At 66.0% G+C, this 13,461-nt stretch carries 13 protein-coding genes; 5 read left to right on the top strand and 8 right to left on the bottom strand.

The genetic code is table 11. The features are described from left to right. Positions 1 to 66 precede the first annotated feature (66 nt). The 3 genes from SCD90_RS13060 to efp all read right to left on the bottom strand — a co-directional run bounded on the left by SCD90_RS13060 (position 67) and on the right by efp (position 3,481). Positions 67 to 1,557 carry a UdgX family uracil-DNA binding protein gene (locus tag SCD90_RS13060; RefSeq protein WP_319845129.1) on the bottom strand — a complete coding sequence of 497 codons (1,491 nt, stop codon included), beginning with the start codon at positions 1,555 to 1,557 and terminating at the stop codon, positions 67 to 69. Further along, complete coding sequence (locus SCD90_RS13055; RefSeq protein ID WP_319845128.1) at positions 1,547 to 2,770, bottom strand: putative DNA modification/repair radical SAM protein; 1,224 nt, start codon at positions 2,768 to 2,770, stop codon at positions 1,547 to 1,549. The genes SCD90_RS13060 and SCD90_RS13055 overlap by 11 nt, the downstream gene beginning before the upstream one ends. Positions 2,771 to 2,911: 141 nt before the next feature. Further along, a complete protein-coding gene (efp, locus tag SCD90_RS13050; RefSeq protein ID WP_319845127.1) occupies positions 2,912 to 3,481 on the bottom strand; it encodes an elongation factor P in 570 nt (189 codons plus the stop codon). A gap of 93 nt (positions 3,482 to 3,574) precedes the next feature. Between efp and epmA the strand changes: the two genes are divergently transcribed. Together epmA and SCD90_RS13040 are read left to right on the top strand one after the other, a co-directional pair. After that, the gene (gene epmA, locus SCD90_RS13045; RefSeq protein WP_319845126.1) at positions 3,575 to 4,633 is read left to right on the top strand and encodes an EF-P lysine aminoacylase EpmA; all 1,059 of its coding nucleotides are present in this window, start codon (positions 3,575 to 3,577) and stop codon (positions 4,631 to 4,633) included. A gap of 69 nt (positions 4,634 to 4,702) precedes the next feature. Beyond that, complete coding sequence (locus SCD90_RS13040; protein WP_319845125.1) at positions 4,703 to 5,737, top strand: lysine-2,3-aminomutase-like protein; 1,035 nt, start codon at positions 4,703 to 4,705, stop codon at positions 5,735 to 5,737. 3 nt (positions 5,738 to 5,740) lie between these two features. Here SCD90_RS13040 and SCD90_RS13035 read toward each other — a convergent pair whose 3' ends face one another. From SCD90_RS13035 to SCD90_RS13015, 5 genes are read right to left on the bottom strand one after another with little or no spacing between them, the layout of a single operon-like run. Next, entirely contained in the window at positions 5,741 to 6,952 is a 1,212-nt protein-coding gene (locus tag SCD90_RS13035; protein WP_319845124.1) for a lytic murein transglycosylase, read from the bottom strand. A gap of 33 nt (positions 6,953 to 6,985) precedes the next feature. Continuing rightward, positions 6,986 to 7,297 carry a hypothetical protein gene (locus SCD90_RS13030; protein WP_319845123.1) on the bottom strand — a complete coding sequence of 104 codons (312 nt, stop codon included), beginning with the start codon at positions 7,295 to 7,297 and terminating at the stop codon, positions 6,986 to 6,988. Between the two features lie 3 nt (positions 7,298 to 7,300). After that, a complete protein-coding gene (locus SCD90_RS13025) occupies positions 7,301 to 8,368 on the bottom strand; it encodes a sensor histidine kinase (RefSeq protein WP_319845122.1) in 1,068 nt (355 codons plus the stop codon). After that, positions 8,365 to 8,796, bottom strand: a complete 432-nt coding sequence (locus SCD90_RS13020) for a response regulator (protein WP_319845121.1) — start codon at positions 8,794 to 8,796, stop codon at positions 8,365 to 8,367. The genes SCD90_RS13025 and SCD90_RS13020 overlap by 4 nt, the downstream gene beginning before the upstream one ends. Next, a complete protein-coding gene (locus SCD90_RS13015; RefSeq protein ID WP_319845120.1) occupies positions 8,796 to 10,760 on the bottom strand; it encodes a CHASE domain-containing protein in 1,965 nt (654 codons plus the stop codon). Before SCD90_RS13015 ends, SCD90_RS13020 begins: the two co-directional genes overlap by 1 nt. 408 nt (positions 10,761 to 11,168) lie before the next feature. On the opposite strand from SCD90_RS13015, the gene SCD90_RS13010 reads away from it, so the two are divergent. From SCD90_RS13010 to SCD90_RS13000, 3 genes are read left to right on the top strand one after another with little or no spacing between them, the layout of a single operon-like run. Further along, positions 11,169 to 11,834, top strand: coding sequence for a MotA/TolQ/ExbB proton channel family protein (locus tag SCD90_RS13010; RefSeq protein WP_319845119.1), 666 nt, complete (start codon positions 11,169 to 11,171; stop codon positions 11,832 to 11,834). Continuing rightward, positions 11,834 to 12,361 carry an ExbD/TolR family protein gene (locus SCD90_RS13005; protein WP_319845118.1) on the top strand — a complete coding sequence of 176 codons (528 nt, stop codon included), beginning with the start codon at positions 11,834 to 11,836 and terminating at the stop codon, positions 12,359 to 12,361. Before SCD90_RS13010 ends, SCD90_RS13005 begins: the two co-directional genes overlap by 1 nt. A 15-nt stretch (positions 12,362 to 12,376) precedes the next feature. After that, positions 12,377 to 13,324, top strand: a complete 948-nt coding sequence (locus SCD90_RS13000; protein WP_319845117.1) for an energy transducer TonB family protein — start codon at positions 12,377 to 12,379, stop codon at positions 13,322 to 13,324. Positions 13,325 to 13,461: the final 137 nt, after the last annotated feature.

Genomic DNA, 13,461 nt, shown 5'->3' with positions numbered 1-13,461 from the left:
CACCGGGCGTCCCGGCGAAGGCCGGGACCCATACGCCGTGTCGTACCTGCTCTTGCTCCAGCCGTTTTAAGGCGGCGTCCGGCCAACATCCTTCGACGGGCTCAGGATGAGGGCGGTGCGGATGCTCCCCTGAGCCGCTTCCGCATAGGGCCGTGTCAGCCGTAGGTCCGCGACGAAATTGGCATACTCCTCGGCCTTCCGCGCGGCATCCGGCACGCGCAGCAGGAACGACGGGTGCACGGTGACGAGCGCCGCCTGCCCGCCCGGCGCTTCCAGGATGCGGCCGCGATTCTTGCCGATGGGCATGGTCTTGCCGAAGAGCGACTGCACCGCCGTCGCACCCATGGCGATGACGAGGCCGGGCTTGATGATGGCCAGTTCCTGCTCCAGCCATGGCTTGCAGGCGCGAATCTCGAGCGTGCCGGGCTTCTGGTGGAGCCGGATCTTGCCGCGTGGCTCGAACTTGAAGTGCTTCACCGAATTGGTGACATAGGCCTTGCCGCGATCGACCCCGGCTTCCGCCATGGCCTTGTCGAACAGCTGCCCTGCGGGCCCCACGAACGGACGGCCCGCGAGGTCCTCCTTGTCGCCGGGCTGCTCCCCGAGGAAGACGAGCGGCGCATCGGGCGGTCCCTCGCCGAACACGGTCTGCGTGGCAGGCTCCCAGAGCGGGCAATTTCGGCATCCCTTCGCCGCCTCGCGCAGGGCATCGAGCGGATCGTTGGTGCCGGGCCGGATGATCGCGACGGGCGCGATCTCGCGCTGGCGGTTCGGTTTCGGCTCCGTCTGCGCATGGGCCACCATGTGGTCGGTCCTCCTGCGGGCTTCCGCCACGAGGGGGGCGATGAGCTGCGCCTCGGGCAGGTTCTTCCAGTATTTGCGCGGCATCTCCGATCGCATCGCGCCGACCTTCAAACGCGCGGGATTGAAAATGGCTGCGTAATAGCCGCGCCACATCTCCTCCAGTGCGTCATCGTCCGGAGCGTCGTGACGCCCGGCACCGGGGCCGAAGGTGAGTTCGCCGTCATAATGCGCCGAAACCTCGGGGCTGAGGATGGACCAGTCCATGTTGGAGAAGCGGCGCGTGAAGAACGGCGCGCCCGCCTCAATGGTGTGGTGCTCCGGCTCGAACCACGCGACGAAGCGCGCACCCTCCTCCGTCGCGACCTCACGGAAGCGGACGAAGGCGTGCATCTTGTGGATGTCCCGGCCGACATTCTTGGCGAGCAGCGTGGCGCGGACCACATCCGGGTCCACCGTCACCTCCATCAACTGCGGCTCGTTCCGCAGCCGCCAGAGCAGGCGGTAGAACAGCGCGAAGCGTTCGGGATCGCTGTGCAGCAGGCCGCTCTTCGCCAGTTCCACGAAGCGGCGCGGCACGTTGAAGGCGCCCTCGCCGGCGGCGGGAAGATCGCTGGCTCCGCCGAACAGATCCGGCGTGTCTTCAAGCGTCCAGATCACCTGTTCCGGAGGTACATCCGCAAGGAAGAGGCGGCGGGCCGCGGCGCGCCAGCCTTCGAAATCTGCCGGACCGGCGAGGACGACGTTATGCGGCATTCCCGAACAACGAATATTGCACCGGTTCGGGTTTCACGAGGGTGCGGAGATCGGCGCGGTCGAGCAGCTTCGTGGGCCGGTGCTCGGGCAATGTGATGAAGGGCAGCGCGGTCTTCAACGGCAGGCGAAGCTGGGTGAGGTCTTCCATCCGGATGGCCCGCACGCGGCGCGCGCGGATGAGCCGGTCCACCGTCTTCACGCCGAATCCGGGGACGCGCAGCAGTTCCTCGCGGTTGGCCAGGTTCACGTCCAGCGGGAACCGCTCGCGGTTGCGCAGCGCCCAAGCCAGCTTGGGGTCGATGCCGAGATCAAGCATGCCATCCGTGCCGGCGAAGATTTCCTTGTTGTCGAAGCCGTAGAACCGCATCAGCCAGTCGCCCTGATAGAGCCGGTGCTCACGCACCAAAGGCGGCGCCTGCGGCGGCAGCAGCGAGGAGGCATCGGGGATAGGACTGAAGGCCGAGAAGTAGACGCGGCGCAGCCCGAACGAGCCATAGAGATTGGCGCTGGTGGCAAGGATCTCGCTGTCGGGCGTGGCGTCCGCGCCGATGATCATTTGCGTGGACTGGCCAGCCGGTGCGAAGCGCGGCGCCTTCCGCTCGGCCTTGGCCTCGTCGATCTTCAGCCGCATCCGCCCCATGGAACGGCGGATGGCGCGCGCATCCTTTTCCGGCGCGAACCGCTTCACACCCTCTTCTGTCGGCAGCTCGATGTTGATCGACAGCCGGTCCGCATAGCGCCCGGCCTGCGCCAGCAGCAGTTCATCCGCGTCGGGTATGGTCTTGAGGTGGATGTAGCCGCGGAAGCCGTGCTCCTCGCGCAGCTTGCGGGCGACTTCGACCAGCTGCTCCATGGTGTAGTCCGGCGAGCGGATGATGCCGGACGAGAGGAACAGGCCTTCGATGTAGTTGCGCTTGTAGAAGTCGAGCGTCAGCGTCACGACCTCGTCCACCATGAAGCGCGCGCGCGGCACGTTCGATGAGGCGCGGTTCACGCAGTACAGGCAGTCGAACGCACAGGCGTTCGTCATCAGGATTTTCAGCAGCGAGATGCACCGGCCATCGGGGGCGTAGGAATGGCAGATGCCGGCGCCCTCCGTGGAGCCGATGCCGGGATTGCCTTTGGAATTGCGCTTGTCCGTGCCGCTCGACGCGCAGGATGCATCATATTTCGCGGCGTCGGCCAGGATTTCCAATTTTCGCTTTAGGTCCATCGATCTCGCACCTGATGGTGGGAGTATAGAGTTCCCTCTATGTTCTTCAATGGCCGTTTTTCGGTCACGGCGCCGCACCGCACGCAACAAAAAAAGCCGGGCATCGCGCCCGGCTTCTGCATTCGGTTGGCTGGGGGACGATCAGTCCTTTGCGCGTTCCACATAGCTCGCATCCTCGGTGAGGATGACGATGCGGGTGCCGACGCCGATATGCGGGGGCACGTTGGTGCGCACGCCGTTGGAGAGGATGGCCGGCTTGTAGGAGGAGGATGCCGTCTGGCCCTTCATGGCCGGCTCGGTCTCCACCACTTCCAGCGTCATGCGCTGGGGCAGTTCGAGGCTAAGCGCGAGGCCGTTGTAGATGGACAGCTGAACCTTCATGCCCTCCTGCAGGTACGGCGCGTAGTCGCCCACCACGTCGGCCGGCACGGCGATCTGCTCGTAGCTCTCCGGGTTCATGAAGTGGAAGCCGTCGCCGTCCGAGTACAGGAAGGTGTGGTCCATGTCCTCGACGAAGGCGCGCTCGACCTGCTCGGTCGTGCGGTAGCGCTCGGACACCTTCACGCCGTCGGAGATGCGGCGCATGTCGAGCTGCGTCACGGGCGTGCCCTTGCCGGGATGGATGTTCTCCGCCGTGAGGATGACGTAGAGGCGGCCGTCCTCGGCCTCGACGACATTGCCTTTGCGAAGCGAGCTGGCGATAACCTTCACGATCTGTCCTCTGATAGGCCGCAGATCACAGTCCACGGTGTATGGGTCTCTGACCGCCCGTCTCGCACACTTCGCCGCTCTGAGAAAGACCTCATGGCCCCTGCCGCGCCATTCTGGCGGCCCGACCATCATGCCGCCCGCCGGCCATTGCTGCTGCAGCGCGGGCGCATCAAGGCACGGCTGAGGGGCTGGTTCGAGGCTGATGGGTTCGTGGAGGCGGAAGCCGGCGTGCTCCAGACCTCGCCGGGGAACGAGGCGCACCTGCATGCCTTCGCGACACGTTTCGAGCAGCCGGGAGCGCACGTGCAGCCGCTCTTTCTGCACACCTCTCCGGAATTTGCGCTGAAGAAACTGCTGGCGGCCGGCGAGACCAGGCTGTTCGATTTTGCCCGCGTGTTCCGCAATGGGGAGCGCAGCGCGCTGCATCATCCCGAGTTCACCATGCTGGAATGGTATCGCGCGGGCGAGACTTACGAGTCGCTGTTCGCGGATTGCGCGAACCTCCTTCGCCTTGCCGCGGAGACGGTGGGGCGTCATCGCTTCCTCTTTCGAGGGAGGGAATGCGATCCCTTCGCGGAGCCGGAGCGCATCACGCTGGCCGAGGCGTTCGAGCGTTTCGCGGGAATCGACCTTCTCGCCACCGTGTCGGCAACAGAGACGGACCGGAACGCGTTGGCCGCGCAGGCACGTGCCGCTGGCATCCGCGTCGCCGGGGACGATGTGTGGGCCGACGTGTTCAGCCGCGTCCTGGTGGAGCGGATTGAACCGCGTCTCGGCATCGGCCGCCCGACGATCCTCCACGAATATCCCGTGGCCGAGGCTGCGCTGGCCCGCCCCGCACCGCATGATGAGCGGGTAGCAGAACGCTTCGAGCTTTATGCCTGCGGGGTGGAATTGGCCAACGGCTTCGGTGAACTGACGGACGCTGTCGTTCAGCGGGCGCGGTTTGAAGCCGAGATGGCCGAGAAACGCCGCGTCTACGGCCATGACTATCCACTGGACGAGGACTTCCTTGCCGCTCTCGACATCATGCCAGAGGCTTCGGGCTGCGCGCTGGGATTCGACCGGCTGGTGATGCTGGCAACGGGCGCCGAGCACGTCGAGCAGGTGATCTGGACGCCGCTTGCAGAAGGTCCTCATGCCCGGGCTTGACCCGGGCATCCAGAAAGCCGCACACGCCCCGCTGGATTGCCGGGTCACGCCCGGCAATGAGGAAGGCTGATGGCTGCCACTGCAACACTCCGCTCGGCGGACGACCTGGCTGACGCGGGACTTATCGACCCCAGCCAGGCCCTCGTGCTTGAAGCCGTCTCGGACCGCTATGCCATCGCGATCCCGCCGGCTTTGGCGAAGCTGATCGATCGGAACGATCCGAACGACCCGATTGCCCGGCAATACGTGCCTTCACCGGAGGAACTGCACACCACGGCGGAAGAACTAGCCGATCCCATCGGCGATCTGGCCTTCTCACCTGTCGAGGGGATCGTCCACCGCTACCCCGACCGCGTGCTGCTGAAGCCGCTGCATGTCTGCCCGGTCTACTGCCGCTTCTGCTTTCGCCGGGAAATGGTCGGGCCGGAAGGCTTGGGCACGTTGTCGTCCGAGGCTCTCGACTCCGCATTTGCCTACATCGCCGCGCACCCGGAGATCTGGGAGGTGATCCTTACAGGCGGCGATCCCTTGATGCTGGCGCCGCGCCGGCTCGCAAGCATTCTCGCGGCGCTGGACGCCATTCATCACGTGAAGATCGTGCGCGTCCACACCCGCGTGCCGGTGGTGACGCCGGAGGCGGTGGATGAGGCGATGGTGCGAGCGCTGAGCGCGTCCAGCAAGACTGTGTATATCGGCGTGCACGCCAACCATCCGCGCGAGATGACGGACGCGGCGCGTGGAGCCTGCGCCCGGCTGGCCGATGCGGGTCTGCCCCTGCTGAGCCAGACCGTGCTGCTGCGCGGGGTGAACGACGATCCCGCGGTGCTGGCCGATCTGATGCGGGCCTTCGTAGAGAGCCGGGTGCGGCCTTACTACCTGCACCACCCGGATCTGGCGCCGGGCACCGCCCGTTTTCGCCTGACCATCGCGGAAGGACAGGCCATCATGCGTGCGCTGCGCGGCCGCGTCTCGGGCCTGTGCCTGCCGACCTATGTGCTGGACATCCCCGGCGGGCACGGCAAATCGCCGGTGGGTCCGAATTATGTGAACGGCGGCGAAGTCGAGGATTTCCGGGGGCAGGCGCACGCCTACCCGCCGGAATAGACACTACTGCCCTGCGCGCAGGGCCTGCAGCAGTTCCGTGCTGGGATAGCTGTCCGCCGGTTGGCCGAGACGGACCTGCTCCTTCTTGATGGCCGCGCGGCTGCCGGCACCCACGATGCCGTCGATCTTGCCGACATCGTGGCCCTTGGCGGCAAGCAGGCGCTGAAGATCCTTCACGCCATTGGCGTCGAGATCCGGCGTGCCATCGCCCGTAGACATGGGGCGCGCGCCCTCCAGCCTCGTCGCCATATAGGCGGCGGTCGTCGAGTAGATGAGCGAGTGGTTCCACGTCAGGTAAACGTTCTTGAAGTTGGGATAGGCCAGGAAGGCCGGGCCATGGCGGCCCTGCGGCAGGTGCAGGGACGAGGCCGGGCCGGAGATCGGCTTGCCGTCCGTGCGCCGCACGCCCCAGCCGGTCCACTGCTCGGCGGTGTGTTCCACTGTGAGATCGGCCTGATCCAGCGGCACGTCGGGCGAGATCTTCACCTCCACCAGCCAGGGCTGGCCGGCCTGCCAGCCTAGATGCTTGATGTAATTGGCCGCGGAGCCGAGCGCGTCGGCGTCGGACTTGATGAGGTTCACGCGGCCATCGCCGTCATAGTCGAGGCCGAAATCCACGTAATGCGTGGGCAGGAACTGGAACTGCCCGAGTTCGCCGGCCCAGGGACCGCGCATCTGGTCGGGCGTGAGGTCGCCGCGACCCACGATCTTGAGGATGGCCATCAGCTGGTCGCGGAACATGTCCGCCCGCTTGCAGTCATAGGCGAGGGTCGCGACCGAGCGGATGGTATTACCGTTGCCGAGGAAGCCGCCGAAATCCGTTTCCAGACCCCAGAAGGCGGTCAGCACGCCGGCAGGAACGCCGAACTCCTGCTCGATGCGGCGGAAGGTGGCGGCGTTCGCGCGGATCTTCGCCTCGCCGTTGGCGATGCGGTTGGCGTTGGCCATGCGCCCGGCGAACTGGACGAAGCTTTGCGTGAAGACGGCCTGCCCGCCGCGATCCTTGCCGACGGTGGCCTGATCGAAGGTGACGCCATCGAGCGCCGAGGCGATGGCGCGGCTGGAGATGCCCTGTGCCGCCGCATCACGCTTGAATTCCGACAGCCATGTCTCGAAGCTGCGGCCGCCCTGGCAGGACGCGTCCTGTGCGCGGACCGGAACGGTCCATGTCATCGCGAGGGCCAGACCAAAACCTGCCAGAACCTGCCGCTTCATAGGTCAACTTCCCATCTTTGGCCCCGACCGGGGTCAGAGCACCTCAACCTCGTGCACGCGGATGACGATCTCGTCCTGTTCGAAATCCCGCTCCAGGCCCCGCCGGTAGGCACGCCACCAGTCGCGGTCCAGATCGCCGACCATCACCTCGAACACCACGATGTCATCCTGCGCCACGCCGTCATTGCCGCCGGTCCAGCGGCCCTCCGCGGGTGCCCGCGTATGGGCCGTGAGGCCGCCGTGCCGTTCCGTCAGGTGATGCTTCACCGCATCGAATCGCTCGGATGGCACCTCACCGCCATGCTTGAACTGCAAAGGGAGCAGGATCGTGACGAGGTGCGGCACGGATCACGCCGCGGCGAAGCGGAGGTTTATGCGCGTGCCGCGATGGGCCGGGTCGAACTCGACGGTCGTGCCGAGGATCCGCGCCATGGCGTTGATGATCTTCGATCCCAAGCCGCCTCCTTTTGGCGTGCCCTGCCCGGTCCAGCCGATGCCATCATCCTCGACGGTGATGTTGACATGCTCCCCATCGGCGCGGGCAAGCTGCACGCGAATGCCACCCTCGACGCCTTCGGGATAGGCGTATTTGTAGGAGTTGGTGACCAGTTCCGTGATGAGCATTCCCAGCGACACCGCCTTATCGGTCGGCATATGCACCTGGTCGCCCTTGAACTCGATCGGGTGCGGACGACCCTCGCCGCTCAGGGCGGATTCCAGCTCCTCGAGCAGGCCATCCAGATAGGTGCCGATCTCCACGAAGCGCACATCGTCGGAGGTGTAGAGGCGACGGTGGATCTGCCCGATGGCGGCGATGCGGCCCTGCGTCTCCAGAAGCGCCGAGCGGGCGGCGGCGTCCGTGACCATCGCGGTCTGCATCGTGACGAGCGAATTCACGAGCTGGAGGGAGTTGGCGACGCGGTGATTGACCTCGCGCAGAAGAAGCTCCGCGCGGTCGCGCGCTTCGCGAACCTGCCGCTCCGCCTCTTCCTTGGCCTTTTGCAGCTTTCGCTGCTCGACAGCCTGAATGATGGCGCTTCGCAGCAGTTCGAGGAAGATGCCCTCGACGTCCTTGATGACGTAATCGGTGGCACCCGCCTTCAGTGCCGACACGGCGATGCGGCTTTCGTCCGCTCCCGTCACGTAGATGACGGGCGGCGCATCATCCATGGCCCTGATGTCGTCCAGGGTCGCCAGTCCGTCCTTGCCGGGCATGAAATGGTCGAGCGTGACCGCGTCGAACCGCTCCACGCGAAGCCGTTCCAGCCCTTCATCGCCGCTCGACGCGAACGCGACATCGAAGCCATGCCGCGTCAGCGCCTTTTCGACCAGCCGCCGCAGACCCGGATCGTCGTCGACATAGAGCACGCGGATGCCCTCGGACGGGGGCGCCTCCGCGGCCGGTTGTTCGTTCATATGGCGTCAGGAACCTGGATGACGGAGAGGAACAGGCCGAGCTGGCGGATGGCCTGCGCGAAGGTCTCGTAGTCCACCGGCTTGGTGATGTAGACGTTGCAGCCCAGATCGTAGCAGCGCTGGATCTCGACCTTGTCGTCGGTCGTCGTCAACACCACCACCGGCGCCTTGCGCAGGTGCTCGTCGGCCTTGATCTTCGCGAGGATGTCCGTGCCGCTCATGTCCGGCAGGTTGAGGTCCAGCAGCACGAGGAACGGCCCGGCGCCGCGCGTTTCCGCCGTCAGCAGGAAATCCAGTGCCTCGGTGCCGCTGACGAAGTGCTTGACCTCATTATTGACGCCAGCCCGGCGGATGTTGCGCTCGATGAGGCGCGCATGCCCTTCATCGTCCTCGATCATGATGATCGTGACGGGGTTCTGATGGGCCATCAGGCGTTTCCTTCGGTTCGTGTCAGCGTCTTCGGCAATCGGACGCGGAATGTGGAGCCGCGTCCTTCCTCGGAATTCAGGATGATCGTTCCGCCCAGGCGGCGCACGAGGGCGCGCACATGGGCCAGACCGATCCCTTCGCCCGGCCTGTCCTGCGCGCCTGCGCGGCGAAACAGATCGAACACCCGGCTGTGGTCGCGTGGATCGATACCACGACCATTGTCCTCGACGTCGATGACGATGGTAGCACCCTCGCTCCAGCCACGGACTTTTATCTGCCCCTTGCGCTGTGGAGCAAGGTACTTCACCGCGTTCTCTACCAGATTGCTGAAGATCTGTTCGAGGGCCACCCGGTCCGACGTGATCTCCGGCAGATTTTCGATATCGAGGTCCGCGCCCGCCTGCTCGATCTGAAGGGCAAGGCTCTTGGCGATCGTCTGCATCAAGGCCGACAATTCGATCCGCTCGGGAGCCAGCACGCGGCGTCCTTCCCGGGAGAGTTTCAGGATGGCGTTGATGAGGCGGTCCATCTTCGCCGTGGAGGAGCGGATGAACTCGATGGCCTCCGGCAGATCCTGCTGGATGGCCAGTTCGGTGTTCTTGTCCGCGGCTTCCGGATGCTGCTCCACTGTGCGGTGGTAGAAGCGGGACAGCTCCTCCCGCGCCACGTCCAGCTCGCTCGTAAAGCCCATCACATTGACGAGCGGCGAGCGCAAATCGTGGCTGACGATGTAGGCGAAACGCTGCATCTCCTCGTTCGCTTCCTGAAGGTCCGCCGTGCGGATCGAGACGCGGGTCTCCAGGTTGCGGTTCAGCGCCTCCAGCGCGCTGCGTGCGCTCTCCAGCTGGGCCGTGCGTTCCTCGACACGCTCCTCCAGCCCGGCATTGGCGATGTGGATTTCCTCGCGGGCCTTCTCCGCCTCGCGCATGGCACGTGCCTGCGCCAGCGAGGCGCCGAACAGGAGCACCGTGGTCAGCAGCCCGCCTGCCGCGATGAACGGGATGGACGAGCGGTTGGAATCGCGGGCGAAGCTTTCGCTGCTGACGGCCCGGAGCGTCCAGTTGCGGCCCGCAACCTGTGCGGTCCTCGTCGTGCTGTAGTCTGCTTCCGCCAAGGGCGCAGCGGTCGAGCGGAACAGCAGGCGGGCGGGCTCGGTGCCGGTGCCGTCGTAGATTTCCCAATCGATCTCGGTTGTGCGGCGGCGGTCCCCCGCGGAACGGGTGAACAGGTCCTGCGAGCGGAACGGGCTGTAGACCCAGCCGCGCAACCGGCGGCGACGTTCCTCGACGCTGTCGGGGGTGGCTCCGCGCACGGTATCGTAGACCGGCAGATAGATGAGGATGCCGAACAGGTCCGGCTGGCCCGCATCCTGCACCAGCGCGACCTTGCCGGTCATGGCGCGGTTGCCGCTGTCGCGGGCAAGCTCCATTGCCTGGCGGCGCACCGGCTCGCTGAACATGTCGTAGCCGATCGCCAGCAGGTTCTTCTCGGTGGACGGCTCGAGGAAGGTGATGGCTGTGTAGAAATTCCTCGGAGTGTCCGGACGGATGCGGAAGCCGGGTTGCTCCGTCTGCCGCCCCTGCTCGAACAGCGCGACACCGTCCGTCGGGACTATGGCGCTGTACCCGATGCCCTGGATGCCCTGATAGAGATCGCCGACCCGCAGCCGCTCGACATAGGCGCTGAATTCGGCGCCCGTGACATCCCCGCTCGCGGAGAATAGCCCGGCCGCGCCGCGCATCAGCGCGAGGTAGGTTTCCATACGGTCCTGGATGGCGTCGATGCGGTCTTCCACCAAGGATGCGAAGTGCTGCGCCTCGGCGCGCTCGACCGTCCGCTTCATCTGTACGGTGGCGAGCACGGTGCACAGCAGGCCGGCGACGAGTATGACGGCCGGCACCATAGCCCGCCACAGTCCCGAATGCCGCCAGTTGATGGCCAGTGCTTGCGTTGTCTTGCTCAATCCGCTCCCACCCGAACAATCCGCCCAACGCACGGATGGTACGCTGCCCTCTGGGGCGCGAGTTAGCGGAAATGGCTGCAGGAGTCTTCCGGATTCTTGTCGCACCGCTGCGCCCGGCATTCGGCGCGTTCCCTTCCGTACGCCGGGGCGCGCAAGCAGCCTGCGCGGTGCCGGCGTACGGTGCTGCGCGGCCCCGTGGCCAGGGTGCACGCTTCGGAAGCAGCCGACTTCCAGCACTTTCGACCTGTTCCAGAGTAATCACACCGGCCAGACAGTATCGCTCTAGATTATAGTTCTTCTAATTCAAGGCAACCAGAAGATCATTGACTTTGCACCGCAGACGATGATGGAAAGACCCCGAGCCGGCCGCACGAGAGCCGCCAATCCTTTCAAGCATCGGACACCGCCATGAACGAGGCGCACGATCTTTCCTTTGTCGGCCTGTTCCTGCAGGCCGACATCATCGTCAAATCGGTGATGGCTCTGCTGGCCATTGCGTCGGTGATCTGCTGGACCATCATCTTCGAGAAGATGATCCGCTTCAGCGCCGTGAAACGGCATCTCCGCAGCTTCGAGACGGCCGGCCGTTCCGGCGACCTGCAGAACGTGAAGGGCGACCTTCCCAATGGCGTCCTGCAGGCCGGCATGACGGCCTGGCAGGACTACGATTCCACCGAATCCCGAGCGGAGCGGCGCGAGCGCATCGAACGCGCCATGAAGGGTGCGATGACCGCGCGGCTGCGGCGGCTGGAGGTCGGCCTGCCCTTCCTCGCCACCATCGGTTCGGCCGGCCCGTTCATCGGCCTGTTCGGCACCGTCTGGGGCATCATGAACTCGTTCTCGTCCATTGCGCAGAGCCAGGACACCAGCCTTGCCGTCGTCGCGCCCGGCATCGCGGAAGCACTGTTCGCCACCGCCATCGGGCTTGTCGCGGCGATCCCCGCCGTCATGGCCTACAACAAGTTCAGCGTGGATCTAGGCCGCATCGCCTACCGCACCGGCGCCGTCATCGCCGATGTCGGAAACCGGCTGGCGCGTGACCGCAAGCTGCACCGGGCAGAGGCGGCCGAGTAATGGGCGCACAGATCGGCGGCCATGGCGGCAACTGGGAATCGGAAGACGGCGGCTTTTCGCCGGTCTCGGACATCAACGTCACGCCTCTCGTCGACGTCATGCTCGTGCTGCTCATCATCTTCATGGTGGCCGCGCCCCTGATGACCGTGGGCGTGCCGCTGCAACTCCCCAAGACCGCCGCCGCCAAGGTGGCGGAGCAGAAGGACCCGACGGTCGTCTCCATCGACAAGGACGGCAAGGTCTTCCTCGGCGAGGAGGAACTGGCGCAGGACAGCATCGTGCCGCGCCTCGCCGCCCTTGCCGCGCAGGATCCGCAGCCGGTGGTACTGGTGCGCGGGGACCGGGAGATCCCTTATGGCCGCATCATGGAAGTGATGGGACAGGTGTCGACCGCCGGCTTCCTGAAGGTCTCGCTGATCGCGGAGAAGGCACCGGGCGCTAGCGTTCCGCCGGCGCAGGGCGCCGCCCCGAGTGCCGTCGCGCCCGCGCCGGTCAGCACGGCACCTGCCGCGCCCGCAGTTCCCTGATCCGAGGCCATTCCGATGCCGCACACGGTTTCGCCTGAGCCGGAGAGCCCGTACGCGCTCGAAGACCGCCTGCGCGCGCGCGACCGGCGCCGGCTGTTCACGGCCTTCGTGGCCGCGGGCGTGCTGCATGTCGGCACAGCCTTCGCCATCGTCTACGCGCCGAAGCACGAAGCCGTCGAGCCGCCCGGAGAGATGACGATCACCATCGATCTCGCGCCGGCCCTGGCATCGGCGGAGAGCGTGGTGGCAGGCGAGACCCAGGCAGTGGAAGCGGCAGCTGCCGAGCCCAGCGAGGTGGAGGAAACCCCGCCCGATCCGGAGCCGGTCGAAGAGGTGGTCGAGGAAACCCCGCCGGAGCCCGTGCAGGAACCGGAGCCGCCGCCACCGGAACCCGTTCCCGAGCCGCTGCCGGAGCCCGAACCCGTGGAGGAACTGCCGCCGGTTCCCGATCCGCCGCAGGAGATCATCGAGGCACCTCCCCCGCCGCCCGCGGCGGAACCGGAGGTCGTCGTTCCCCCGAAGGCGCAGCCGAAGCCCAAGCCCAAGCCCGTCGAGAAGCCGAAGAAGCCGGTCGAGAAGCCGCGCGAAGAGGCACGGAAGCCGAAGCCGAAGCCACCGGCAGCCACGCCGTCCTCGGCTGCGGCGGCGAGCGCCTCGCGGCGGCAGAGCGACACCGCCGGCAGCGGCGCGCGCGCCACGCCCAGCGAGATCAACCGCTACACCGGACAGGTGCGGGCCGCGATTGAGCGGCGGAAGCGCGCTCAGTCCAGCAAGGGCACGGTCTATGTCAGCTTCACCATCCAGTCCTCCGGCAGCGTGACCGGGGTGCGGGTGACGAAATCGTCCGGCGATCCGGGTCTCGACGATGCTGCACGTTCAGCGGTGTCGAGCGCCAGCATCCCGCCCATCCCGTCGGGAATGGCCTCGCGGATGAACATCGGCGTTCCCATCCGCTTCAACTGAATCGACGCCCGGCCTGAGAGCCGGGCTTCCTGCGTCCAGACGGATGCAGCGGCATTGACGTGACATTTTTCCAACACATTCCTGCATGTAGTTCAGGAGAGCTCTTTAGAATTTCTACAATGGGCAGACGAGGGATC

It is taken from the genome of Terrihabitans rhizophilus (assembly GCF_033898525.1).
Lineage (GTDB): Bacteria > Pseudomonadota > Alphaproteobacteria > Rhizobiales > Methylopilaceae > Flaviflagellibacter > Flaviflagellibacter rhizophilus.
Note: the sequence above shows the minus strand (reverse complement) of the source record. Positions and strands in the feature narration are given on the sequence as shown.

Excerpts from the sequence above, each read along its gene's own strand:
- SCD90_RS13025 (WP_319845122.1), bottom strand. The coding sequence starts at position 8,368 with ATGAACGAACAACCGGCCGCGGAGGCGCCCCCGTCCGAGGGCATCCGC.
- SCD90_RS13055 (WP_319845128.1), bottom strand. The coding sequence starts at position 2,770 with ATGGACCTAAAGCGAAAATTGGAAATCCTGGCCGACGCCGCGAAATAT.
- SCD90_RS13010 (WP_319845119.1), top strand. The coding sequence starts at position 11,169 with ATGAACGAGGCGCACGATCTTTCCTTTGTCGGCCTGTTCCTGCAGGCC.
- SCD90_RS13060 (WP_319845129.1), bottom strand. The coding sequence starts at position 1,557 with ATGCCGCATAACGTCGTCCTCGCCGGTCCGGCAGATTTCGAAGGCTGG.
- SCD90_RS13005 (WP_319845118.1), top strand. The coding sequence starts at position 11,834 with ATGGGCGCACAGATCGGCGGCCATGGCGGCAACTGGGAATCGGAAGAC.
- SCD90_RS13000 (WP_319845117.1), top strand. The coding sequence starts at position 12,377 with ATGCCGCACACGGTTTCGCCTGAGCCGGAGAGCCCGTACGCGCTCGAA.
- SCD90_RS13040 (WP_319845125.1), top strand. The coding sequence starts at position 4,703 with ATGGCTGCCACTGCAACACTCCGCTCGGCGGACGACCTGGCTGACGCG.
- SCD90_RS13035 (WP_319845124.1), bottom strand. The coding sequence starts at position 6,952 with ATGAAGCGGCAGGTTCTGGCAGGTTTTGGTCTGGCCCTCGCGATGACA.
- epmA (WP_319845126.1), top strand. The coding sequence starts at position 3,575 with ATGGCCCCTGCCGCGCCATTCTGGCGGCCCGACCATCATGCCGCCCGC.
- SCD90_RS13020 (WP_319845121.1), bottom strand. The coding sequence starts at position 8,796 with ATGGCCCATCAGAACCCCGTCACGATCATCATGATCGAGGACGATGAA.